The following is a 24,194-nucleotide window of genomic DNA, read 5'->3' as shown; positions in this document are numbered from 1 at the left end:
ATATGGGTGAGGACACTGGAAGACACCTCTGCCTTTCATAGAGCGGTGTAATACGGCAGAATAAGGAGCAATCCTGTGAATTCATAAACATTGTAGGGTAGGACTCCGAAATAAGGGGGCCTAGCCGTTTCTGCACTAAATTCGCCGTATGAGCTCCCACGCCAGTAATTATAATGCTTTTCTGCACTAAATTCACCGTATGAGCTCCCACGCCAGTAATTTTCGTGCATTCTAGCGCCTTTTCCTGCACCTCACAAAGTCGCAGCGCCGTTCAAGGAAGCTGCCAGCTACGTTAACTTTTGAGATAGCCTCTTTTTTTGATATTTGAACTAGGACATATTAAAAAAACCTAAGGTAGAACATTTCTGTGATTCCCGCTGCAGCACCTCTTCTAGCTCAAATCCGAGCAAATTACCAAGAGCGGACATATAGAACAGGCTTCGTCCGAGCTCATTCATCACGGCATCCCGGCAGTTCTCGCACAGCTCTCCGTGAACATGGTGCTTGATATGCTCTTTGGCTTCTTCCAGAGCAATATCCGGAACGAATTCCTGCTTGGTGGCATGCAATTCGACACATCCGCATTCAGTGACCGCTTTGGTTACCGAACGGACGGCCGCTGTATTAGTTTGTCCCAGTTTGGACATCACATCCAGCAGACTACGGTGACGGAGCAACAATTCCGATACTTGATCCTGAAATGCTTGAAGACTTGATGCGCTCATTTTCCATCCACCTCAACATATTTGAATTGCCTCCATTATATGCCACTCTTTCCTGCGTAATCAACCAGAAATGCCGCTGTGACTGTGATTTGATCATGCCTATATCAGAAGCCGGTCCAAAAAAATGTTCTCTGACCCGGATTACAATGTTAAAAATTGGATCATACTGGTAATGAAAAAAGAATCAGGAGGTGAGGAATAACATGCTGAAACGTTATGCAAGAATATTGGCCGGCGTGTGCGGGGCATGGTTCGGTTATACACTGGAGGGGGCGGCAGGCTTTTTTCCCCGTCCGTTGAGAGACTGGTTCATCATGATGCATCCGATTGCAGCACAACTGCTGCTGGCGGCGGCAGGCGCATGCCTGTTTTTGTTTGTTTATTCGCTATCGTTTGAGATATTGTCCTCAAAGGTGAAGCAAGGAATATCCGCTCTGACACAGATTCCGATGAAGGATATGGCGGCGGGATCGGCCGGATTGACTGCGGGACTTCTTCTATCATTAATGGTCTACCCTATTCTAGCCGGATTGGGGAGTTTAGCGGGGTTTCTTCAGTTCGCGGTATCCATGTTGCTCGGTTATATAGGGCTCTGTGTTGGGTTGGCCAAGAAGGAAGAGCTATCCTCATTATGGATTTCGGGAAAATGGGGGAGCGCAAGCACAGAAGAAACGTACAGGTTCGAGGAGCACAAAATTTTGGATACAAGCGTCATCATTGATGGCCGGATTGCAGATATTTGCAAGACCGGATTTATAGAAGGAACAATTGTAATCCCCGAATTTGTGCTTGAGGAGCTGCAGCATATCGCCGATTCATCGGACTTGCTTAAGCGTAATCGCGGGCGCAGAGGGCTGGACATCCTGAACAAGATCCAGAAGGAGCTGGATGTGAAGGTGATGATCTATGAAGGGGATTTCGAAGAAATCTCCGAGGTAGACAGCAAGCTAGTCAAGCTGGCCAAGGTGCTCCAGGGCAAGGTGGTTACCAATGATTTCAACCTGAACAAGGTATGCGAACTCCAAGGTGTATCCGTGTTGAATATCAACGACCTGGCCAATGCGGTGAAGCCGGTGGTCCTGCCGGGCGAGGAGATCATGGTTCAGGTCATCAAGGATGGCAAGGAGCATGGACAGGGGGTTGCATACCTGGATGACGGCACCATGATTGTCGTGGAGGGCGGGCGAGATTATATCGGCTCCATTACGGAAGTGCTGGTAACCAGTGTACTGCAAACCTCGGCGGGACGGATGATCTTTGCCAAGCCGAAACTGTTGGAAAAAGCCCAATAATTAGGTATGATGGGGGTAATGACATTTTGACAGGTGAGGCTTAACAATCATGGAGAACGAATATTTTCCTGCGGCGGACGTCGGTGCGGTTATTGTGGCTGCCGGACGGGGCAGCAGGATGGGGACGAAGGAGAGCAAGCAGTTCCTCATGCTTGAGGACAAGCCGATCATCGTCCATACCTTGGCGGTATTTGACCGCCATCCTCTAATTCGGGAGATCGTCTTGGTAACAGGAGCGCAGGATGTGGATCGCTGCAAGGCCTGGATTGCCGAGTACGGCTTCACGAAACAGATAAAGGTTATACCGGGCGGCGCCGAGCGTCAGCACTCCGTATACAAGGGACTTGCGGAATTATCCGCCCCCTGGGTACTGGTGCATGACGGCGTCCGCCCTTTTGTCACGAGCAGAGAGATAACTTCCTGCTATAAGGCAGCGGTCGAATATGGCGCTTCCGTACTGGCCGTACCTGTCAAGGATACCGTCAAGCAGGTGAATGCAGAAGGCTATGTAACGGCGACGCCGGACCGTCGCAGCTTGTGGGCGATTCAGACGCCGCAGGCCTTCCGGCGGTCTGACCTGCTGCTTGCCCATAAGCAGGCTGAGTCCGAGGGCTTCACGGGGACGGACGATGCTTCGCTCGTGGAGCGGATGGGCAAGGCCGTCAAGGTGGTTGAAGGCGGATATCATAATATCAAGATTACTACGCCGGAGGATCTCGGTATTGCCGAGTCCATTCTTAGACGGATGAATGAATCGAAAGAGGGAGAGGACGTTTCATGATCGCAGTGGGACAAGGTTTCGACGTGCATCAGTTGGTTGAAGGCAGACCATGTATTATCGGCGGTGTTCATATTCCTTATGAAAAGGGTCTGCTCGGACATTCGGATGCCGATGTGCTGCTTCATACGGTGAGCGATGCTGTTTTGGGAGCACTGGCGCTAGGAGATATCGGCCGGCACTTTCCAGATACGGATGCCGAATATAAGGATGCTGACAGTCTGGTGCTGCTTCAGCGGGTATGGGAAATGGCCAAGCAGCGGGGCTACCGTCTCGGCAATCTGGATGCAACCATTATTGCACAGGCTCCGAAGATGGCGCCTTATATCCCGCAGATGGTAGAGATCATCGCTGGAGCCCTGGAGTCTTCACCACAGCAGGTGAACGTAAAGGCAACGACAACGGAGCATCTTGGCTTCGCCGGAAGAGGCGAGGGGATTGCTGCGCAGGCTATTGTATGCCTGGTTTCCGATATGCTATCATCGAATAGCGAGATTACCGGGAGGGGATTGTAATGACTGAGATTCGTGTACGGTATGCCCCAAGTCCAACAGGGCATTTACATATCGGGAATGCCAGAACGGCATTGTTTAACTATTTGTTCGCAAGGCATCATGGCGGCAAGTTCATTATCCGCATTGAGGATACGGATGTGAAGCGGAATATCGAGGGTGGCGAGGAGAGTCAGCTTACCTACTTGAAGTGGCTTGGCATCGATTGGGATGAGAGCGTGGATGTCGGCGGAGAGGTTGGACCTTACCGCCAGACTGAGCGTCTGGATATTTACAAGGCCTATTGGCAGGAGCTGCTGGACCGTGGTCTGGCTTACAAGTGTTATTGTACGGAAGAGGAACTGGAGCAAGAGCGGGAAGCGCAGATTGCCCGCGGGGAACAGCCGCGGTATTCCGGCAAGCATCGGGATCTGACGCCCGAGCAGTGCGCAGCCTTTGAAGCGGAAGGTCGGGTAGCAAGCATCCGCTTCCGCGTACCGGAAGGACGGACCTATACCTTCGATGATCTGGTGAAGGGAAGCATTTCCTTCGAATCCGAGGTTAGCGGCGACTTTGTAATCGTCAAGAAGGACGGCATCCCTACCTATAACTTTGCCGTAGCCTTGGATGACCACCTTATGAAGATTACGCATGTGCTGCGGGGCGAGGATCATGTCTCAAATACACCGCGGCAGCTTATGATCTACGAAGCGTTCGGCTGGGAGCCTCCGGTGTTTGGTCATATGACGCTGATTGTCGGAGATAACCACAAGAAGCTGAGCAAGCGCGACGAGAGTGTGATTCAGTTCATTGAGCAGTATGACAAGCTTGGCTATTTGCCGGAGGCCTTGTTTAATTTTATCGCATTGCTAGGCTGGTCGCCTGAAGGGGAAGAAGAAATCTTCTCCAAGGAGCAGTTGATTTCCATCTTTGACGCGAATCGGTTGTCCCGCAGCCCGGCTGTGTTCGACAAGAACAAGCTTGCACATCTGAATAACCACTATATCAAGAATGCAGATCCGGATCGGATTGCTGCGCTTGCCATCCCTCATTTGCAGGCGGCGTCCCGCCTTCCTGCCCAATTGACTGCAGAGCAGGAAGCATGGGCGAAGACGCTAGTAGCGCTCTATCAGGAGCAGATGGTATCGGCTTCCGATATCGTCGAATTGTCGGATATGTTCTTCCGCAGTCACCTTGAGCTTGATGAAGAGGCTGCCGGTATTCTTGCTGAGCCGCAGGTTCCGCAAGTGCTGTCTACTTTCCTGGGGAAGGTTGAAGCCGGAAGCGAATACTCGCCAGAAGCGATTGCCAGCTGGATCAAGGAAGTTCAGAAGGAGACCGGCGTGAAGGGAAAAGGGCTCTTTATGCCGATCCGTGTGGCCTTGACGGGGCAAACCCATGGGCGGGATCTCAATAAGAGCATCTACCTGCTGGGCCGCGACCGCACGATGGACCGGTTGAAGAGTCAGATTCGCGGGGCTTAACAGCATAGCTGAGATAAATCGGCTGTTGTCAATCTGACAGATGATCGGGTAAGATACAGATACAGTAACAGGTATAGAAAGTTAGGATATAATTAGGTATATAAGTGTGCGTTCAAAAAGTCAGCTTTTCAGCACCGACTTCGTGATCAATAGATGACTTTTCGAACAACCTCTATAAGCAAATAAAGGCGTTGAACGGGAGAAGTACACTGAATGAACCGCATGGCCCAGAGAGGATAACGGTGGATACAGGAGAACAGCCTGTACCCACAGCTGAGAGTTATCTCCTTGCGAACAGTGGAAATGCACCCGGGAGCTGCAGATTTAGCGGTATCTTTCTTCGGACACCCTATAATTTCTGACGATTGTCCGCGTTAAGGATGAACAAGGGAGAGGTCCTCTGACTCCAATGCTTGTGCCGATATTTAACGGCATGAAGTCATTGATGTACGGAAGGATTTCATCCAAAGCAGAGTGGGACCACGCAAACCGGCGTCTCTGCAGCGAAGGCTGCAGGGGCGCCTTTTTACGGTTTTAGCCAGTTGAGCTTGCGAACTGTGAGAAACAAAAAAACCTTTTATAAGGCTAAGAGAACGAGGATTGAATCAACAGGATCATTGCTCCAGTTTATATTTAACCTATGATGAGGGTTTAATTGTAACAGGTACACTTAATTTCTGAACTTTGGCTCCGAATCTAAAAGTAACTGTATGGAGTACAGTTAGATTCGCAAAAACTCAGCCATTCTGAAAAAAACGGGTTTTTAGCTGTGGTTTTTACAATTAAACCTATGAAGTTAAGAAATGGCGAGGATTTTAGTTGTACTTTCTGCAATTAATCATCAAGGTTGTCCAGCAATCAGCTACAAATAGGCTTAAATAAGATGAAGCAAGCAACAGGCGCCATATACGTGATGATCCATTCAGCAGCTTGTATCCTGCATTGCTGCCTACGCGGATCAATCAGAATATGATTTGGCAACGATAACCGAACCAAAAGCCTATGTAAAAAGGTACGCTTCACACGTTGCCCCGGCACACATCGTCAGTTAGTTCGGTTTATATTACTGCACAAATTGTTCGAAAAGACTTTGGGAGAGCGTGTACTGAGAGACGAGGCAGAAAGAGGGGGAGCCTATGTTCAAGAGAATGAAATCGGATATTCGGGCGGTCTTTGAGAATGATCCGGCTGCCAGAAGCAGATTTGAGGTTATATTTACTTACTCCGGTCTGCACGCCATTTGGAGCCACCGGATTGCGCATTTCCTCTATCACCGGCGTTGGTATACACTTGCGCGTATCGTGTCTCAGGTCAGCAGATTTTTTACGGGGATCGAGATTCATCCCGGCGCAGTGATCGGGGAACGGCTGTTCATTGATCATGGCATGGGGGTCGTCATTGGCGAAACTTGCGAAATCGGAGATGATGTGGTTATCTATCAGGGAGTAACCCTGGGCGGGAGCGGCAAGGAGAAAGGGAAGCGTCATCCGACGATCGGCAATAATGTCGTCATCGGCTCCGGCGCCAAGATTCTCGGGTCGTTCACTGTCGGAGACCAGTCCAATATTGGAGCCAACTCGGTTGTGCTGAAGGAGGTTCCTGCCGGCAGCACGGTGGTCGGTATCCCGGGCAAGATTGTTCGTCAGGGTGGCAAGCGTCTGGACCGCCTGAGCCATCAGCTCCCCGATCCGGTTGTCGATACGATGCGCGAGCTTCAGGAGCAGATTGCAGCGCTTCAGGAAGAGCTTAGAAGCTTGAAGGAACAACGCTCATCGGAACAAGCCGCGAAGACACTGCCGGATTGAGGTTCGACCATATAAATACAGAGCACAGGAATCGATAATAGAAAGGGAAGAGAACATGGGCCTGCAAATATTCAACACCGTAACCCGGAGCAAAGAGACATTTCAAAGTCAGGTACCGGGACAAGTATCAATGTATGTATGCGGACCGACCGTATACGGTTATGTTCATATTGGGAATGCGAGACCAATGATCTTTTTTGATGTGGTGCGCAGTTACCTGGAGAATCAGGGCTACAAGGTAAATTACGTCGTCAATTTTACAGACGTGGATGATAAGCTGATCCGCAAAGCGGAAGAGATGGGGGCGTCGGTGCCGGAGGTCGCGGAGACCTTCATCGGAGCGTACTACGAGGATTTGGAAGGCTTGGGTATTCCCCGTGCGACGGCGAACCCGCGCGTAACCGAGAGCATGGAGCTGATCATCGAATTTATCCGTGATCTGGAGAACAAGGGCTACGCTTACCCTAATGGAGGCGACGTCTTCTTCCGGACGAAGAAATTCGCGGATTACGGCAAGATCTCCGGCCAGAATATTGAAGAGCTTCAATTCGGCATTCGGATTGATGTGGATGATCGCAAGGAGAGCCCGGAGGATTTTGTGCTGTGGAAGGCTGCCAAGCCGGGCGAGATTTTCTGGGAAAGTCCATGGGGGCCAGGACGTCCCGGCTGGCATATCGAGTGCTCGGCGATGTCGCGTCATTTGCTCGGCGATACGCTGGACATTCACGGCGGCGGTCAGGATTTGCAATTTCCGCACCATGAATGTGAGGCGGCCCAATCCGAGGCTGTCACCGGCAAGCCGCTTGCGAACTATTGGATGCATAACGGGTATATTAAGATCGGCGAGGAAAAAATGTCGAAATCGCTGGGCAACGGTGTACTTGTAAAGGACTTGCGCAGTCAGTATGCGAAGGAAGCGATACGCTTCTTCATGCTGTCGACGCATTACCGGAACCCGCTTAACTTTACGGAAGAAACGATGCTTCAAGCGGTGCGCGGGTCGGAGCGGATTTCCAATGCGGCCAGCAACCTGCATTACCGGCTGCGAGAGGCGGAGGCAACGAATGATGCCGCAGCCGCAACCCCGGAATGGACACAGAAGCTGGAAGCGATCCGCAGCATGTTCCATGCCAAAATGCAGGATGATTTCAACACGCCGGATGCAATTACAGCATTGTTCGATTGGGTTAGCGAGGTCAATGGCCTGCTGGCGCAGGCTGAAGTGAAGGCGGCCGATCTCAAGGCTGCGGCAGAGCTGTTCGCGGAGATGAACGGCGTGCTGCGGGTCGCTGCCGGCGAGGCAGAGCCGGAGCTGCTTGACGAAGAGATCGAAGCGCTGATTGCGGAGCGGGTGGAAGCGCGGAAGCAGAAGAACTGGGCCCGGGCCGACGAGATCCGCGATCTCCTGCAGGAGCAGGGCATCCTGCTGGAGGATACTCCGCAGGGCATGAGATGGCGGCGCAAATGACGGGCCCGGGTGCAGAAAGCGGCGCCAGCGGTATGAACGGCGCCGATGCGGCGCTCTGGTTCCCGGAGCCGCCGTCCAAGCCAGCGCGGCTGCTGCCGCCGCTCGCGCTGGCCTATATCGGGGACGCCGTCTATGAGGTCGCCGTCCGCCAGCATGTGATAGCGCGGCCTAATCTCCGGCCGCACCAACTGCATCTGCGCTCCACGAGCTACGTCTCCGCCAAGGCGCAGGCGACCATCCTGTCCCTGTTGGAGCCGGAGCTGACCGAGACGGAGCAGGACATCGTCCGCCAGGGACGCAACGCCAAATCCGGCACTGTCCCCAAAAATGCGAATGTACTCGATTATCGCCATGCAACGGCATTTGAAGCGTTAATCGGATTTTTATATTATTCGGGAGATCATGACCGGCTTCGCTCGTTAATCGCTTTGGGCTTCGAGCGCTATGAGGCATCAGGACAAAAGTGATGCATGAAACGGTATTAAGCACGGATAACGAATAAATGAACATGAACATGAATATCGATCAGGAGGATTTATATGGAGGATCAAGAGTGGATTGCAGGCAAGCACTCGTTGCTGGAGGCATTGAGAGCAGGCCGCACCATCAATAAAATTTGGATCGCCGAGGGTGCGCAGAAGCATCTGACCCAGCCGATTATTTCGGAAGCAAAGAACCGGGGGATCATCGTTCAGTTCGTGGACAAGCGCAAGCTGGATCAGATGGCCCCGGGCCTCCAGCATCAGGGCGTTGTCGCTCAAGCGGCTCCTTATGCCTACGCTGAAGTTGAGGACCTGCTGGCCCGGGCCTCCGAACGGGGAGAAGCTCCTTTTTTGCTTATTCTTGATGAAATTGAAGACCCGCACAATCTGGGTTCGATTCTTCGTACAGCAGAGTGCACTGGCGTGCATGGCGTAATCATTCCGAAGCGCCGCTCGGCAGCAGTTACCGCTACCGTATCCAAGACATCAGCCGGGGCTGTGGAATATGTGCCTGTGGCCAGGGTAACGAACCTTGTGCAGACGATGGAGCAGTTGAAGGAAGCCGGAGTATGGATCGTCGGGACCGATGTTGCAGCCAAAGAAGAGATCTACGGCGGAGGGAAGATTTTCACAGGTCCTGCGGCAATCGTGATCGGGAATGAGAATAAAGGAATGGGGCGTCTGGTGCGCGAGACCTGTGATGTGCTGCTGAAGCTGCCGATGAGCGGTCAACTGAACTCCCTGAATGCTTCGGTTGCAGCAGGGGTAGTGATGTATGAAGTGCTGCGCAGACGACGCGGCGAAGGTTAACGCTATATGCGCGATCTGCGCGATTGTCTGCTGGTCGATGGATATAATATGATCGGTGGCTGGCCGGAGCTGTCCTCCATATCCAAGTACGATCTGGAGGCGGCACGGGACCGTCTGCTGGAGCGGCTGGCCGACTATCAGGCCTTTTCGGGCAGGAAGGTTATTGTTGTATTTGACGCCTATCGGGTGCCTGGTCTCGGCAAGTCCTTTGCCCAATACAAGGTCGACATCTATTTCACCAAGGAAAAAGAGACTGCAGACGAATGCATTGAACGGCTGGTAGGTGAGCTGTCCCACCGCCGCCGGCAAATCTATGTTGCCACGAGTGATATGGTCGAGCAGCATGTTATCTTCGGCCAGGGGGCGCTGCGAGTTTCGGCCAAGGAGCTGTTGACTCAGGTAGAGCAAAGCGAGAGGGACGTCCAAATCAAGCTGAATGAACGGCGCAGCAACTCGGGACGGAACACCATCGATTCGAAGCTTAGTCCCGATATGAGAACCATGTTTGAGCGATGGCGCAGGGAATAAGACCCTTGCCCAATTATGCCCATTTCCTCTTGACAAGTTTCGACTTTACATCTTTTGGTACTTTTTTGGTTGACGCTGGTATGGACCATCATATATACTGTTCGTATTACTTGACTGAGTGACGGGGCACCGTGCGTTGCAGCCGGAGGGATTAAGTGGTGAGTGTCAACCTCGAGACGTGGGTTAGGTTCGACTATGAAGTCCTGAGCGATGAGGACATTGTAGAAGCTGTACGTAATGGTGATAGTGAAGCATTGGAATACTTGATTAACAAGTATCGTAGCTTTGTGCGAGCTAAGGCCAGGTCATACTTTCTCATCGGTGCTGATCGGGAGGATATCGTCCAGGAAGGGATGATAGGCCTATATAAGGCGATTCGGGATTTTCGGGGGGACAAGCTGGCCTCGTTTAAAGCGTTTGCAGAGATTTGCATCACCCGTCAGATCATTACCGCGATCAAGACGGCAACGCGCCAGAAGCACATTCCGCTAAATTCTTATGTTTCGCTGGACAAGCCGATTTACGATGAAGAGTCCGACCGCACATTGCTGGATGTAATTTGCGGCTCGCGCGTATGTGATCCGGAAGAACTTATTATTAACCAGGAAGAATTCATCGGGCTTGAAGACAAGATGTCCGAGATTCTTAGTGACCTTGAGCGCAGGGTGCTGATGCTCTATCTTGATGGCAGGTCCTACCAGGAAATTGCCGTAGATCTTAAGCGCCATGTGAAATCAATCGATAACGCCCTCCAGAGAGTCAAGCGGAAGCTTGAACGTTATCTGGAAGATCGTGATATGGGTATTTGAACTTATTGGTTATGTAAAAAAGAAAGCACAGAGACGGCGGGGACTCCCCTACCGTCTCTTTTTGATTCTTATTGAAGTGTAACGATGAGCGCATTGCTGATCTTTCTCCCGGGTGTTGTGAGGTACTTTCCGTTATAATAGAGTCCGCTTGAGGCTCCTCCATCCAAATTCATGGCCTGTACAGCACCGGCCTGCTTCATAATTTCCGCGAGCTGCGGGATTGTTGCTCCGCTGGAGGTGACGAATAACAGCTCGTGATTCTTGGTGATGCCAAGCGCGCTTCTTGCGCCTCCGCCCGTTAGAATCTTCGGATCCCGGAACCCTTCCTCCACAACATCCACAGCAACCGCTCCGTCCTTCACAAGCCGCGGACCGGCTTGAATGGCGCCTTCGATAGAGCCTTGCTCAAAAGCGTCGGTGAAGTCCGGCCCGGGGATCATGCCCGCCAGCATGTTGGTGTCATAAGTGAGAATAGTCCGCCGGTCTCCGCCCGCCTTCATTTTTAATTCTTCGCCGGTTACGATGTAGCCATAGGGTGCCTTATGTGCGCTCTCCGTGTAGGCATCAAAGAAGGTTCCGTTGATGGCGACCGCAGCCTTGCTTCGCTTCGCCATGCTGCTCAGATCCTCAACCTTTCCGATCTCATCGCCGGCAAGAACGACATTTAGCCGAACATCCGGATGCATGAGATCCACAGTTACAATTTGGACTGTAAATGATTTCTTGGATACCTTAAAGGTCTTCTGCTCCTGCTTGACGGCCTTCTTGGCAGCCGAGCTTGGAGTCCGTGTGACAGCCGGCAGTACAAGCTTTTCTTCTCCGCTGGTGAGGGTGACAGATAGAGGTGCTGTACTCCATGCTGCCGAGAGCTCAAGCTTGTCCAATACAAGCTTGAGCGGAACGTATACGGTACCTTCCTCTACAAAGGCTGCATTCGAAATCGAGAGCGGGGATTCGTTAATAAGAGCAGTTTTTTCACCGACAGTGAGGGAGAGGCGGGCAGCTCCCTGGATGAACTCAACCCTTTTGGACGAAGCAGACCAGATAACCTCGATTCCTGAAAAGCCGTTTAAAGCTCGTGCAGGTATGTAAGAGACACCGCTTTGCGCTTCCAGAAGAACCTTGTTTTTCACATTGGCGGAGGGTCTTTCCGCTGCTAGGGTAACAGATGGAACGAGGCACATCAGTGCCAGAAGGATAAGCAAGAACCTTTTCTTCATGTTAGAGCTCCTTTTGCGTAGTAGGTTATGTTTTAATCTTACAGCGTATTATCGGAAGAATAGCAGCCGGTATGAAGGTATCGCAATAGGTTTAGCCCCGGCTTAGCTGTGCTATAATAGAACAAGTACGCATTGACAGCGGGCAGGCCTTGCAGGTCGGGGGAGAGTCATCCCGGAGAAGATTCCAGAAACACCTCTATTTAACGAAACGGAAAGCTTGCTGTGGCTCGTTGACACGGGTTAGGGCATGTGATAAAGTGTTTTAGGTAGGCCTAAATTTGTGCTTTTCATTTTTAGGTTTAGACAATGAGACTTTCTTAATCAGGAATGTCTTCGGGAGGTGCACATCATGCGGGTAATAATTACGTTGGCTTGTACGAACTGCAAACAAAGAAACTACACGACAACGAAAAACAAGCGTAACCACCCCGACCGCATGGAGATGAAGAAATTTTGCAAGTTTTGCAACGAGCAAGTTCCTCATCGCGAAACCAGATAGTCTTTGGAGGTGTAGTCGCGCATGAAAAAAAGTTTCAAGAAGTTGATCTCTTTTTTCTCTGAAAGCTGGGCTGAGCTTAAAAAGGTTCGCTGGCCTAATCGTAAAGAGCTGACCAATTACACGCTGATTGTGCTTGGTACAATTACTGTTGTCGCGATTTATTTTTGGGTACTTGATATCGGCATCTCCGCTGTGATCAATGCGATTATTTAAGAAGGGTCCACAGGTGGCTTGAGATGGAAAAAAGATGGTACGTAGTTCATACCTATTCCGGGTATGAAAACAAAGTCAAAGCCAATTTGGAAAAGCGTGTCGAGTCAATGGGCATGGAAGACAAGATTTTCCGCGTTCTTGTTCCTATGGAAGAAGAGGTGGTAAACAAGGACGGTAAGAAAAAGACCGTCATGCGTAAGGTTTACCCCGGATATGTCTTGGTTGAAATGATCCAGACGGACGATTCCTGGTATGTTGTTCGCAATACACCTGGGGTTACGGGATTCGTCGGCTCTACAGGTTCTGGCTCCAAGCCCACACCTCTGCTTCCTGAAGAAGTAGAACAGATTTTGCAGCATATGGGCATGGAAGAGCCAAAGCCTGTCATCGAGTTCGATTTGAAAGAATCCGTGCGCATCAAAGTTGGCCCGTTTGCCAATTTTGTCGGATCGATCGAGGAAATTCTGGTCGACAAAAGCAAGCTCAAGGTTCACGTCAACATGTTTGGACGAGAAACCCCGCTTGAGCTGGACTACACTCAGGTGGAAAAAATATAAGTAATTGCTCAAAAGTCAGATGATTGTTTGAGCTGCTTCTAAAGGTTTCTTAGGGTTTTTACGTGGGAGGAGCCCAGGCTCCGTCTACCACTACTAGGGCAAGGAGGTGTCTCACATGGCAAAAAAGGTAATCAAAGTTGTTAAACTGCAAATTCCTGCAGGGAAAGCGAATCCTGCGCCTCCGGTAGGTCCGGCACTGGGTCAAGCAGGTGTCAACATCATGGCATTCTGTAAAGAGTTCAATGCTCGTACAGCCGATCAAGCAGGTTTGATCATTCCGGTTGAAATTTCGGTGTTTGAAGACCGTTCCTTTACGTTCATCACCAAAACTCCTCCGGCAGCCGTTCTGCTTCGTGTTGCAGCGAAGATCGAGAAGGGTTCCGGTGAACCGAACAAGAAAAAAGTGGCTACCGTGAAACGCGACGTTGTTCGTCAAATCGCGGAGCAAAAAATGCCTGACCTGAACGCAGCATCCGTTGAATCGGCTATGCGCATGGTTGAAGGTACTGCTCGCAGCATGGGCATCACGATCCAAGACTAATTCTTGGCGTACAAGCAACTTAGAAGAACATCAAGAACTTGCAACTGAAGTTGCTCTGGTGGGAGGATATTCCGCTAATACCACAAAGGAGGACGAATTACATGGCTAAACACGGTAAGAAATATCTTGAAGCAGCCAAGCTGATCGACAGCGAAGCTACTTATGAGCCTGCCGAAGCCGTTGAACTGGTGAAAAAGGCAGCAACTGCAAAATTCGACGAAACCGTTGAAGCGGCAGTTCGTTTGGGCGTAGACCCTCGTAAGCAAGACCAAGCCGTTCGTGGTGTTGTTGTACTGCCGCATGGCACAGGTAAAACACAACGCGTTCTGGTATTCGCCAAAGGTGAAAAAGTGAAGGAAGCGGAAGCGGCCGGCGCTGATTACGTAGGCGATCAAGACATGATCAACAAAATCCAACAAGGCTGGTTCGAGTTCGATGTCTGCGTAGCAACACCGGACATGATGAGCGAAGTTGGTAAACTGGGCCGTCTGCTCGGTGGTAAGGGCCTCATGCCTAACCCTAAAGCAGGTACAGTTACGTTTGACGTAGCTAAGGCTGTTCAAGAAATCAAAGCAGGTAAAATCGAGTACCGTCTGGATAAGGCTGGACAAATTCATGCACCAATCGGTAAAGTATCCTTTACTGCCGAGCAATTGAATGAGAACCTCAAGTCTCTCATCGATGCATTGAATCGTGCAAAACCAGCTGCTGCGAAGGGCGTATACTTGAAGAACATTGCGATTTCTTCGACAATGGGTCCTAGCGCTCGTGTTAACACTGCAGTTTACAAATAATACCGCTTGAAAGAGCGGGTTAGGGGATTGACAAAGTTTTGGAATCCCTGTAAACTGAACAAGTTGTTTAATGCGACAAATTCATTTGAATATGATAACCGTAGACAGTAGGTGCCGATGGCTTAATTTCCTACCGAGGTGTTGTGATAGAATATCTGTTGATTGCAGTCGTTGCAATTAATGATTCTTCAGGCCTTCGTGATTCTGCGGAGGCTTTTTTCATGACATGAAGAAAGCCGGGAAATCTATCAGGAGGTGTACAGGTTGGCAAACGCTAAAGTGATTCAAGCAAAACAAGAAGCCGTTGACGTTGTAACTGCTAAGCTGCGCGAGAGCGCAACGACTGTAGTGGCAGACTACCGCGGTCTGAATGTTTCCCAAGTGACCGAACTGCGTAAGCAGCTTCGTGAAGCTGGCGTGGAATTCCAAGTGCTGAAGAACACGCTCGTTCGCCGCGCAACTGCAGCTGCGGAACTTACCGAGCTGGACGAAGTGCTTGCAGGTCCTACGGCCATCGCATTCAGCGCGACAGACGCAGTAGCTCCGGCTAAAATTCTGAGCGATTTCGCGAAGAAGAATGAAGCTTTGGAAATTAAAGGTGGCGTGGTTGAAGGCCGTGTAGTCGGTGTTGACCAAATTAAAGCACTGGCGGATCTTCCTTCCCGCGAAGGTCTCCTTTCGATGCTCCTCAGCGTGCTTCAAGCTCCAGTCCGCAACTTGGCACTGGCAGTCAAAGCCGTTGCAGAGAAAGAAGAAGGCAGCGCAAGCGCATAAGCTTGCCTCGCTGACAGCAGTCTAAACTATTAATCAAATTCAAAATAACGGAGGTTCTATCATGAGTAAAGAGAGCATTTTGGAAGCCATTAAAGCGATGAGCGTTCTTGAACTGAACGATCTCGTAAAAGCAATCGAAGAAGAATTCGGCGTAACTGCAGCAGCTCCAGTAGTTGTAGCAGGTGGCGGCGGCGGCGGAGAAGCAGCTGCTGAGCAATCCGAATTCGACGTAGTCCTGACTAACGCAGGCGCGTCCAAGATCAATGTTATCAAAGTAGTTCGCGAAATCACCGGCCTGGGCTTGAAAGAAGCAAAAGACCTGGTTGACAACGCTCCAAAGCCACTGAAAGAAAAAGTAGGCAAAGAAGAAGCAGAAGCTGTGAAAGCAAAATTGGAAGAAGCTGGCGCAAGCGTAGAAGTAAAATAATTCTTCTATATGAAGGCAAACCCCTTGAATTTATTCAAGGGGTTTGTTTATAAGTGCGTGTTCAAAAAGTCAACTATTCAGCACCGAGAAGGTTCTGAATAATGACAAGATGGAGGGTTCATTATCGATGGCTGACCATTACTATTCCAATAATCCTTCTGCCTCTCATGACCGCAAACTATGGGACACGGTGCTTCGGGGACAAACCTATCGATTCGTCAGCGATGCCGGAGTCTTTTCCAAGAATGGCGTTGATTACGGCAGCAGGGTATTGATTGAAGCAATCGATGTTCCTTCGGGAGCGAGCGTGCTTGATGTCGGCTGCGGCTACGGTCCGATCGGCCTGACGGCGGCGCGGCTTGCCGGAGAGAGCGGCCATGTGACCATGATTGATGTGAACAGCCGGGCAGTGGAGTTGGCGCGTGAGAATGCTTCGGTTAATGGAATAACCAACGTTACAATTCTACAGAGTGATCTGTTTGAGGGATTAGGTCAAGAGCGGTTTCATATGGTGCTTACAAATCCGCCTATCCGCGCAGGAAAGAGTACGGTGCATGCTATTTTTGAAGGGGCTTATGAAAGACTTCTGCCGGGAGGAACGCTGTGGATTGTTATTCAGAAGAAGCAGGGCGCTCCATCTGCCAAGGAGAAGCTGGAGTCTTTGTTCGGTGATGTAGAAGAGGTTACCAAGGATAAAGGCTACCGGATTTTTAGAGCTGAAAAAAAGATTTGACCCGGCCTTGCGGTTGTGGTATTATTATAAAATGTCAGTATTAGGATACTCTCGGTGGCTTTAGCAGACTGAAATGTCAAGAGTTATTATTCTCAGGATGTATAAATAGACATCAATTGACGTATAATATGTACATTTCGTGTAAATCTACTGAATGCCGGGAGACATCAGACTGGAAATGACACAGATAATGGTGCTCTTTTTTCGAAAGCATTCGATAAGGGCTTTTCTTTATTTGTGGGACGAATCTTCTGTATGGTCTATTATAAGGTCACAAACAGAGGTTCGCAATGTATTTTTAAAGTGAGTAGACATGAGGGGTGAGTATAAGTTGGCAGGACATCTTGTTCAATATGGTCGACGCACTCGGCGAAGTTATGCACGAATTAACGAGGTACTCGAAGTTCCGAACCTGATCGAAATCCAGCAGAAATCGTATGAGTGGTTCTTGGAAGAAGGCCTTCGGGAAATGTTCCAAGATATCTCGCCAATTCAGGATTTCACTGGGAATCTGGTGCTGGAGTTTATCGATTACAGTCTTGGAGAGCCAAAGTATACGGTAGATGATGCGAAAGAACGCGATGTTACCTATGCGGCGCCGCTTCGAGTTAAGGTCCGGCTCATTAATAAGGAAACGGGCGAAGTCAAAGAGCAGGAAGTTTTCATGGGAGATTTCCCGCTGATGACGGAAACAGGCACGTTCATTATTAATGGTGCTGAACGGGTTATTGTCAGCCAGTTGGTTCGCTCTCCTAGCGTCTATTTCAGCACTAAAGTAGATAAGAACGGCAAGAAGACCTATACAGCAACCGTAATTCCTAACCGCGGCGCTTGGCTGGAGCTGGAGACGGACGCGAAGGATATTATTTATGTCCGGATCGATCGTACCCGTAAAATTCCGGTCACCGTTCTGCTTCGTGCGCTTGGATTCGGAACCGATGCGGAGATTCTGGATCTCCTCGGTAATGATGAATATATTCGCAATACGCTGGACAAAGACAACACCGATTCAACGGAGAAGGCGTTGATTGAAATCTATGAGCGCCTGCGTCCGGGTGAACCGCCGACACTGGACAACGCCAAGAGCTTGCTTGTCGCGCGTTTCTTTGATCCTAAACGTTATGATCTGGCTAATGTTGGCCGCTATAAAATCAACAAAAAGCTTCATATCAAGAACCGTCTGTTCAACCAACGTCTGGCTGAAAGCTTGATCGATACGACTACTGGCGAAATTATCGCCGAGGCCGGTCAAATGGTCGATCGGCGTCTGCTGGATCAGATTTTGACGCAGCTTGATACTTCGGTTGGCTTCAAGGATTATCACGTAGCCGGCGGAGTGCTCGATGCGAATGAAGTTCCGCTGCAAACCATCGACGTGTTCTCTCCGATTGAGGATGGCAAGGTCGTTAAGGTTATTGCCAACCGTAATATCGATAAGTCGGTGAAGCATATTACACCTGCTGATATTATTTCCTCGATCAGTTATTTCCTGAACCTCTTGCATGGCATTGGCAGCACGGATGATATCGACCACCTGGGCAACCGCAGACTGCGCTCTGTAGGCGAACTTCTGCAGAACCAGTTCCGTATTGGTCTGTCCCGGATGGAGCGTGTAGTCCGTGAGAGAATGTCCATTCAGGATGCGAATGTGATCACGCCTCAAGCCTTGATTAATATTCGTCCTGTAATTGCTTCGATTAAGGAGTTCTTCGGAAGCTCCCAGTTGTCGCAGTTTATGGACCAGACGAACCCGCTTGCGGAATTGACGCATAAGCGCCGTCTGTCTGCACTTGGACCTGGCGGTCTGACCCGGGAGCGCGCAGGCTTTGAAGTGCGTGACGTTCACCACTCTCACTATGGCCGGATGTGTCCGATCGAGACGCCGGAAGGTCCGAACATCGGTCTGATCAACTCCCTCTCGACATTCGCACGCATCAACGAATATGGCTTCATAGAAGCTCCATATCGTTGGGTTGATCCGAATACGAGCAAGGTTACTGATCAAATCGCTTATCTGACAGCGGATGAAGAAGATAATTACATTATTGCACAGGCCAACGCGGTGCTTAATGAAGATGATACGTTCCGTGACGAGAATGTCATCGTCCGGTACAACAAGCAGTCCGACAACATCTTGACGATGCCGAGCGACCGTGTAGACTACATGGACGTATCGCCGAAGCAAGTGGTGTCTGTCGCTACTGCGCTGATTCCGTTCCTTGAAAATGACGACTCCAACCGTGCGCTCATGGGATCGAACATGCAGCGTCAGGCTGTACCGTTGCTTATTCCTAAGGCGCCTCTCGTAGGTACGGGGATGGAGCATAAGTCGGCCAAGGATTCGGGCGTATGTATTGTCTCCAAATACGACGGAATCATTGAACGCTCCGCTGCGAACGAGATTTGGCTTCGCCGTGTAGAGAAGATTGACGGCAAGGAAGTCAAGGGCGATATCGTTAAACATAAATTACACAAATTTATGCGTTCGAACCAAGGTACTTGCATCAACCAGCGTCCGATCGTTAAACGCGGCGACGTCATCAAGAAGGGGGACATCCTCGCGGACGGGCCTTCGACCGAAATGGGCGAATTGGCGCTTGGACGCAACGTTGTCGTTGCCTTCATGACTTGGGAAGGCTACAACTACGAGGATGCGATCCTGCTCAGCGAGAAGCTGGTGAAGGAAGATGTATATACCTCCATTCACATTGAGGAATATGAATCCGAAGCCCGCGATACTAAGCTTGGACCGGAGGAGATTACCCGCGATATTCCTAACGTCGGTGAAGAAGCGCTCCGCAACCTGGATGAGCGCGGTATTATCCGCGTCGGGGCCGAGATTGCAGCCGGTGATATTCTTGTGGGCAAGGTAACGCCGAAGGGCGTAACCGAGCTTACAGCAGAAGAGCGCCTCTTGCATGCGATCTTCGGAGAGAAGGCTCGCGAGGTTCGCGATACTTCGCTTCGCGTACCGCACGGTACAGATGGCATTGTCGTCGACGTGAAGGTATTTACCCGGGAGAACGGTGACGAGCTGCCTCCAGGCGTGAATCAACTGGTTCGTGTATATATTGCCCAAAAACGTAAGATTTCCGAGGGTGATAAGATGGCCGGACGTCATGGTAATAAAGGGGTTGTAGCCCGTATCCTTCCAGAAGAGGATATGCCGTTCATGCCGGATGGCACGCCTGTGCAAGTCGTTCTTAACCCGCTCGGGGTACCGTCGCGGATGAACATTGGCCAGGTGCTCGAGATCCATCTGGGTATGGCTGCACTCAAGCTCGGTATTCACGTGGCAACGCCGGTATTTGACGGAGCTAATGAATATGACGTATTCGATACCATGGAAGAAGCCGGCATGCAGCGTAACGGTAAGACCGTCCTGTATGATGGCCGGACTGGCGAACCATTTGAGCGTGAAGTGACGGTTGGCGTCATGCACATGATCAAACTGGCGCACATGGTTGATGATAAGATCCATGCCCGTTCCACAGGTCCTTACTCGCTCGTTACGCAACAGCCGCTGGGTGGTAAAGCCCAGTTCGGCGGACAGCGTTTCGGGGAGATGGAAGTATGGGCGCTGGAAGCCTATGGCGCGGCCTACACGCTGCAAGAGATTTTGACCGTCAAGTCCGATGACGTGGTTGGTCGGGTGAAAACCTACGAATCGATCGTCAAGGGCGAGAATGTGCCAGAACCTGGTGTGCCGGAGTCGTTTAAAGTCTTGATCAAGGAGCTTCAAAGCTTGGGTATGGATGTGAAGATCCTGACCGAGAACGAAGAAGAGATCGAGATGAAAGAGATCGACGATGAAGACGATGCATCCGGAGACAAGCTGAGCTTGAATCTGGAAGGTGCTGAAGTCGGAGTAGAATAAATAGTTGTGGCGGGTGGTGCCCGAAAGGCACTGCCCGAACAACGAATATTGCCGGATAGTGTCAATATCAGGACTTGGTTAAGGAGGGGTGCTCCTTGTTGGACGTCAACAACTTCGAGTTTATGAAAATTGGGCTTGCTTCCCCAGACAAAATTCGTTCGTGGTCCCGCGGAGAAGTGAAGAAACCGGAAACGATCAACTACCGTACATTGAAGCCAGAAAAAGAAGGCCTGTTCTGTGAAAAGATTTTTGGCCCGACAAAGGACTGGGAATGTCATTGCGGTAAATATAAGCGTGTCCGTTATAAAGGCGTTGTCTGCGACCGCTGCGGCGTCGAAGTAACCAGAGCAAAGGTGCGCCGTGAGCGCATGGGCCATATCGAACTGGCTGCTCCGGTATCTCATATTTGGTATTTCAAAGGTATTCCGAGCCGGATGGGCTTGGCGCTGGATATGTCTCCGCGCTCCCTGGAAGAGATCATTTACTTTGCATCTTATGTAGTAACTGATCCAGGCGAGACTCCGCTGGAGAAAAAACAGCTTCTGTCCGAGAAGGAATATCGCAGCTATCGTGAAAAGTACGGATACGGGTTCCAGGCCGGTATGGGTGCTGAAGCTGTGAAGAAGCTGCTTCAGGATCTCGATATCGACAAGGAACTGGACTTCCTGAAGGAAGAGCTGCGCACGGCGCAAGGCCAACGCCGTAACCGTGCGATTAAACGTCTTGAGGTAATCGAAGCCTTCAAGAGCTCCGGCAATGAGCCAGAGTGGATGATCCTTGACGTATTGCCTGTTATTCCACCGGAATTGCGTCCGATGGTACAGCTGGATGGCGGACGTTTTGCGACATCTGACCTGAACGACCTGTATCGCCGCGTCATCAACCGGAACAACCGTTTGAAGCGCCTGCTGGATCTTGGCGCGCCAGACATTATCGTACAGAATGAAAAGCGGATGCTTCAGGAAGCTGTGGATGCCCTGATCGATAACGGCCGTCGCGGTCGTCCGGTAACGGGCCCAGGCAACCGTCCGCTGAAATCCCTCAGCCATATGCTGAAGGGTAAGCAAGGCCGCTTCCGGCAGAACCTGCTCGGTAAACGGGTTGACTATTCCGGTCGTTCCGTTATCGTCGTAGGTCCTTACCTGAAAATGTATCAATGCGGTCTGCCTAAGGAAATGGCGCTTGAATTGTTCAAGCCATTCGTTATGAAAGAATTGGTCAACAAAGGCCTTGCCCATAACATTAAGAGCGCGAAGCGCAAAGTAGAACGCGTCAGCCCAGAGGTATGGGATGTGCTCGAGGAAGTCATCAAGGAGCATCCGGTGCTTCTGAACCGTGCCCCTACGCTGCATAGACTTGGTATTCAGGCATTCGAACCGATTCTGGTTGAAGGCCGCGCTATCCGTCTGCATCCGCTCGTATGTACGGCTTATAACGCCGACTTCGACGGTGACCAGATGGCCGTGCACGTACCGTTGTCCGCTGAGGCTCAAGCTGAGGCACGTATTCTGATGCTGGCGTCGGGCAACATTTTGAATCCGAAGGACGGCAAGCCGGTCGTTACTCCTTCACAGGATATGGTTCTTGGATCCTACTACCTGACGATGGATAACAAGGACGCTCTTGGCGCAGGCATGATCCTGGGCTCTGTGAACGAAGCCTTCTCCGCATACCAACGCGGAACGGCATCGCTGCATGCTCGGGTGGCTATTCCGGCCAAGGCGCTTAACAAGACGGGCTTTACTCCGGAACAACAGGAAGCACTCTTGATTACAACGGTAGGGAAAATTATCTTCAACGAAATCTTCCCGGCAAGCTTCCCGTACATCAATGAACCTACCCGGGTTAACCTGTTCCAGGGCACTCCGGATAAATACTTTATTCATGGCAAAGGCGCTAATGTTGTCGAGCGCATTATGGAAGCTCCGCAAGCTGGCGGCGTGGGTAAAGAGTACCTCGGTGAGATCATCGGGCGTTGCTTCGAGATCTACCATACCACCGAAACTTCCGTTATTCTTGACAGAATCAAGCAAACCGGCTTCACGTATTCGACACGCGCCGGCGTTAGTATCGCCGTATCCGACGTTATCGTTCCTGACGAGAAGCAAGAGATTCTGCGCCAGTCTGATGAGAAGGTTCAGGTTATTACGACGCAATACCGTCGCGGTCTGATCACGAATGAAGAACGTTATGACCGTGTTATCGATATCTGGTCTAAAGCGAAGGATCAAATTACCGATGTGCTCATGAAATCGATGGATCGGTACAACTCCATCATGCTCATGGTGGACTCCAAGGCACGGGGTAACAAATCGCAGATCACCCAGCTGGGCGGTATGCGCGGTCTGATGGCGAACCCGTCTGGCCGGATCATCGAGCTCCCGATCAAATCGAACTTCCGTGAAGGACTTACCGTCCTCGAGTACTTCCTCTCGACGCACGGTGCCCGGAAGGGTCTTGCCGATACGGCGCTCCGTACTGCGGACTCGGGTTACCTGACTCGCCGTCTCGTTGACGTAGCGCAAGACGTGATCGTTCGTGAAGAGGATTGCGGAACGGATAAAGGCTTCACCGTCAGCGTTATCCAAGACGGCAAGGAAGTTATCGAGGATCTGTACGACCGTATCGAAGGACGTTATTCCTTTGAAACGATCAAGCATCCGCAAACAGGTGAAATCATTATTCACCGCAATGAGCTGATCGACTCCGACAAGGCGCATGAAATTGTCGATGCTGGTGTCGCAAAACTGCAAATCCGTTCTGTGCTTAGCTGCCGTGCTCGTCACGGGGTATGTAAGAAGTGCTACGGCCGCAATCTGGCTACCGGCAAGCACGTTGAGATTGGTGAAGCTGTCGGCATCATCGCAGCGCAATCCATCGGGGAGCCGGGAACTCAGCTCACCATGCGTACGTTCCATACCGGTGGTGTTGCCGGAGACGATATCACTCAAGGTTTGCCGCGGATTCAGGAGCTCTTTGAAGCCCGGAACCCGAAAGGTCAAGCCACAATCAGTGAAATTGACGGCGTCATTAAGGAAATCCGCGAAGCGAAGGACCGTCGCGAAATCGAGGTTCAAGGCGAAGCGGAGACGAAGGTGTACTCCGTTACCTATGGTTCCCGCCTGCGCGTAAGCGAAGGGCAGGAGATCGAAGCGGGCGACGAGCTCACTGACGGTTCCATTGACCCGAAAGAAATTTTGCGCATCAAGGGCATCCGCGGCGTGCAGAACTATATCCTTCAGGAAGTTCAGCGCGTATACCGGAACCAGGGCGTAGAAATCAACGACAAGCATATCGAAGTTATGGTACGGCAAATGCTGCGTAAAATCCGCATCGTTGATGCTGGGGATACGCCGCTTCTGCCGGGATCCTTCGTCGATCTGTATGAATATGAAGTTGCTAACAAGAATGCGATTCTGTCCGGTCAAGAGCCTGCTGTGGCCAAACCGGTATTGCTCGGGATTACCAAAGCATCGCTCGAGACAGATTCCTTCCTCTCCGCCGCTTCCTTCCAGGAAACGACACGCGTGCTTACCGATGCCGCGATCAAAGGCAAAGTGGATAAACTGCTCGGCCTGAAAGAGAACGTCATTATCGGTAAGCTGATCCCTGCGGGTACGGGGATGAACCGTTACCGCAGCGTTCAATTCGAAGGTCCAGAGGATCAGGAGACAAACGAAGAGAATCTGGAACCGGTGTCCGTGGAGTAGGTAATAGAATATAGCCGGCCGGCATAGCCTGACTTGAGTCAGTGCTATGCCGGTTTTTTTATATGCGATTTCAGTAATAGGGAGCACAGTAATCTGGAATGGCCAGGCTCAAAAAGGAATATGCTTCTCTAAGCAGAATTAATAGATAGGATCATGTGAATTATTGATCAAGGAGGA

22 protein-coding genes and 1 other annotated feature are annotated in these 24,194 nt (G+C 50.8%); of the genes, 20 read left to right on the top strand and 2 right to left on the bottom strand.

Annotated elements, in window-relative coordinates; genetic code table 11:
- Window positions 1–329: 329 nt before the first annotated feature.
- On the bottom strand, window positions 330–725 hold the full coding sequence (locus tag KI362_RS23200; protein ID WP_301630697.1) for a DUF1573 domain-containing protein: 396 nt from the start codon (window positions 723–725) through the stop codon (window positions 330–332).
- A gap of 203 nt (window positions 726–928) precedes the next feature.
- Here KI362_RS23200 and KI362_RS23195 point away from each other — a divergent pair, with 203 nt between their 5' ends.
- The 10 genes from KI362_RS23195 (at window position 929) to sigH (ending at window position 10,672) form a co-directional block, all read left to right on the top strand.
- Window positions 929–2,017 carry a PIN/TRAM domain-containing protein gene (locus tag KI362_RS23195; protein ID WP_301630696.1) on the top strand — a complete coding sequence of 363 codons (1,089 nt, stop codon included), beginning with the start codon at window positions 929–931 and terminating at the stop codon, window positions 2,015–2,017.
- A 49-nt stretch (window positions 2,018–2,066) separates the two neighbouring features.
- Complete coding sequence (gene ispD / locus KI362_RS23190; protein ID WP_301630695.1) at window positions 2,067–2,798, top strand: 2-C-methyl-D-erythritol 4-phosphate cytidylyltransferase; 732 nt, start codon at window positions 2,067–2,069, stop codon at window positions 2,796–2,798.
- Window positions 2,795–3,310: a 2-C-methyl-D-erythritol 2,4-cyclodiphosphate synthase gene (gene ispF / locus KI362_RS23185; protein ID WP_301630694.1), complete on the top strand. Its 516-nt coding sequence runs from the start codon at window positions 2,795–2,797 to the stop codon at window positions 3,308–3,310. Before ispD ends, ispF begins: the two co-directional genes overlap by 4 nt.
- Window positions 3,310–4,770: a glutamate--tRNA ligase gene (gene gltX / locus KI362_RS23180; RefSeq protein WP_301630693.1), complete on the top strand. Its 1,461-nt coding sequence runs from the start codon at window positions 3,310–3,312 to the stop codon at window positions 4,768–4,770. Before ispF ends, gltX begins: the two co-directional genes overlap by 1 nt.
- Window positions 4,771–5,906: 1,136 nt before the next feature.
- Entirely contained in the window at window positions 5,907–6,575 is a 669-nt protein-coding gene (gene cysE, locus KI362_RS23175) for a serine O-acetyltransferase (RefSeq protein ID WP_044482545.1), read from the top strand.
- Between the two features lie 55 nt (window positions 6,576–6,630).
- Window positions 6,631–8,043, top strand: a complete 1,413-nt coding sequence (gene cysS / locus KI362_RS23170; RefSeq protein ID WP_301630692.1) for a cysteine--tRNA ligase — start codon at window positions 6,631–6,633, stop codon at window positions 8,041–8,043.
- 32 nt (window positions 8,044–8,075) lie between these two features.
- Complete coding sequence (locus KI362_RS23165; protein ID WP_301630691.1) at window positions 8,076–8,510, top strand: Mini-ribonuclease 3; 435 nt, start codon at window positions 8,076–8,078, stop codon at window positions 8,508–8,510.
- Window positions 8,511–8,582: 72 nt separating this feature from the next.
- A complete protein-coding gene (gene rlmB / locus KI362_RS23160; RefSeq protein ID WP_301630690.1) occupies window positions 8,583–9,335 on the top strand; it encodes a 23S rRNA (guanosine(2251)-2'-O)-methyltransferase RlmB in 753 nt (250 codons plus the stop codon).
- 6 nt (window positions 9,336–9,341) lie between these two features.
- Window positions 9,342–9,863, top strand: a complete 522-nt coding sequence (locus KI362_RS23155) for an NYN domain-containing protein (RefSeq protein ID WP_044482542.1) — start codon at window positions 9,342–9,344, stop codon at window positions 9,861–9,863.
- A 155-nt stretch (window positions 9,864–10,018) separates the two neighbouring features.
- Window positions 10,019–10,672 (top strand): RNA polymerase sporulation sigma factor SigH, encoded by a 654-nt coding sequence (gene sigH, locus KI362_RS23150; protein WP_374705707.1) that lies wholly within the window; start codon window positions 10,019–10,021, stop codon window positions 10,670–10,672.
- Window positions 10,673–10,740: 68 nt separating this feature from the next.
- Here the strand turns inward: sigH and KI362_RS23145 are convergent, their stop codons facing one another.
- Complete coding sequence (locus KI362_RS23145) at window positions 10,741–11,892, bottom strand: phosphodiester glycosidase family protein (protein WP_301630689.1); 1,152 nt, start codon at window positions 11,890–11,892, stop codon at window positions 10,741–10,743.
- A 349-nt stretch (window positions 11,893–12,241) separates the two neighbouring features.
- Between KI362_RS23145 and rpmG the strand changes: the two genes are divergently transcribed.
- The 10 genes from rpmG (at window position 12,242) to rpoC (ending at window position 24,017) form a co-directional block, all read left to right on the top strand.
- Window positions 12,242–12,391: a 50S ribosomal protein L33 gene (gene rpmG, locus KI362_RS23140; protein ID WP_071784256.1), complete on the top strand. Its 150-nt coding sequence runs from the start codon at window positions 12,242–12,244 to the stop codon at window positions 12,389–12,391.
- A gap of 21 nt (window positions 12,392–12,412) precedes the next feature.
- Complete coding sequence (gene secE, locus KI362_RS23135) at window positions 12,413–12,604, top strand: preprotein translocase subunit SecE (protein WP_044482539.1); 192 nt, start codon at window positions 12,413–12,415, stop codon at window positions 12,602–12,604.
- A gap of 23 nt (window positions 12,605–12,627) precedes the next feature.
- Window positions 12,628–13,161, top strand: a complete 534-nt coding sequence (gene nusG / locus KI362_RS23130) for a transcription termination/antitermination protein NusG (protein WP_044482538.1) — start codon at window positions 12,628–12,630, stop codon at window positions 13,159–13,161.
- A gap of 115 nt (window positions 13,162–13,276) precedes the next feature.
- Window positions 13,277–13,702 (top strand): 50S ribosomal protein L11, encoded by a 426-nt coding sequence (gene rplK / locus KI362_RS23125; RefSeq protein ID WP_044482537.1) that lies wholly within the window; start codon window positions 13,277–13,279, stop codon window positions 13,700–13,702.
- A gap of 101 nt (window positions 13,703–13,803) precedes the next feature.
- The gene (gene rplA, locus KI362_RS23120; RefSeq protein WP_044482536.1) at window positions 13,804–14,496 is read left to right on the top strand and encodes a 50S ribosomal protein L1; all 693 of its coding nucleotides are present in this window, start codon (window positions 13,804–13,806) and stop codon (window positions 14,494–14,496) included.
- An 80-nt stretch (window positions 14,497–14,576) separates the two neighbouring features.
- Window positions 14,577–14,725: a sequence feature (ribosomal protein L10 leader region), on the top strand.
- Between the two features lie 35 nt (window positions 14,726–14,760).
- Window positions 14,761–15,270: a 50S ribosomal protein L10 gene (gene rplJ / locus KI362_RS23115; protein ID WP_044482535.1), complete on the top strand. Its 510-nt coding sequence runs from the start codon at window positions 14,761–14,763 to the stop codon at window positions 15,268–15,270.
- Window positions 15,271–15,331: 61 nt separating this feature from the next.
- Entirely contained in the window at window positions 15,332–15,697 is a 366-nt protein-coding gene (rplL, locus tag KI362_RS23110) for a 50S ribosomal protein L7/L12 (protein ID WP_301630688.1), read from the top strand.
- Between the two features lie 127 nt (window positions 15,698–15,824).
- The gene (locus tag KI362_RS23105) at window positions 15,825–16,430 is read left to right on the top strand and encodes a class I SAM-dependent methyltransferase (RefSeq protein WP_301630687.1); all 606 of its coding nucleotides are present in this window, start codon (window positions 15,825–15,827) and stop codon (window positions 16,428–16,430) included.
- A gap of 331 nt (window positions 16,431–16,761) precedes the next feature.
- Window positions 16,762–20,307 carry a DNA-directed RNA polymerase subunit beta gene (rpoB, locus tag KI362_RS23100; RefSeq protein ID WP_044482532.1) on the top strand — a complete coding sequence of 1,182 codons (3,546 nt, stop codon included), beginning with the start codon at window positions 16,762–16,764 and terminating at the stop codon, window positions 20,305–20,307.
- A gap of 95 nt (window positions 20,308–20,402) precedes the next feature.
- Window positions 20,403–24,017: a DNA-directed RNA polymerase subunit beta' gene (rpoC, locus tag KI362_RS23095; protein ID WP_044482531.1), complete on the top strand. Its 3,615-nt coding sequence runs from the start codon at window positions 20,403–20,405 to the stop codon at window positions 24,015–24,017.
- Window positions 24,018–24,194 lie beyond the last annotated feature (177 nt).

This window comes from Paenibacillus apis (assembly GCF_018333295.1).
Lineage (GTDB): Bacteria > Bacillota > Bacilli > Paenibacillales > Paenibacillaceae > Fontibacillus > Fontibacillus antibioticophila.
This window is presented reverse-complemented; position numbering and strand designations above follow the sequence as displayed.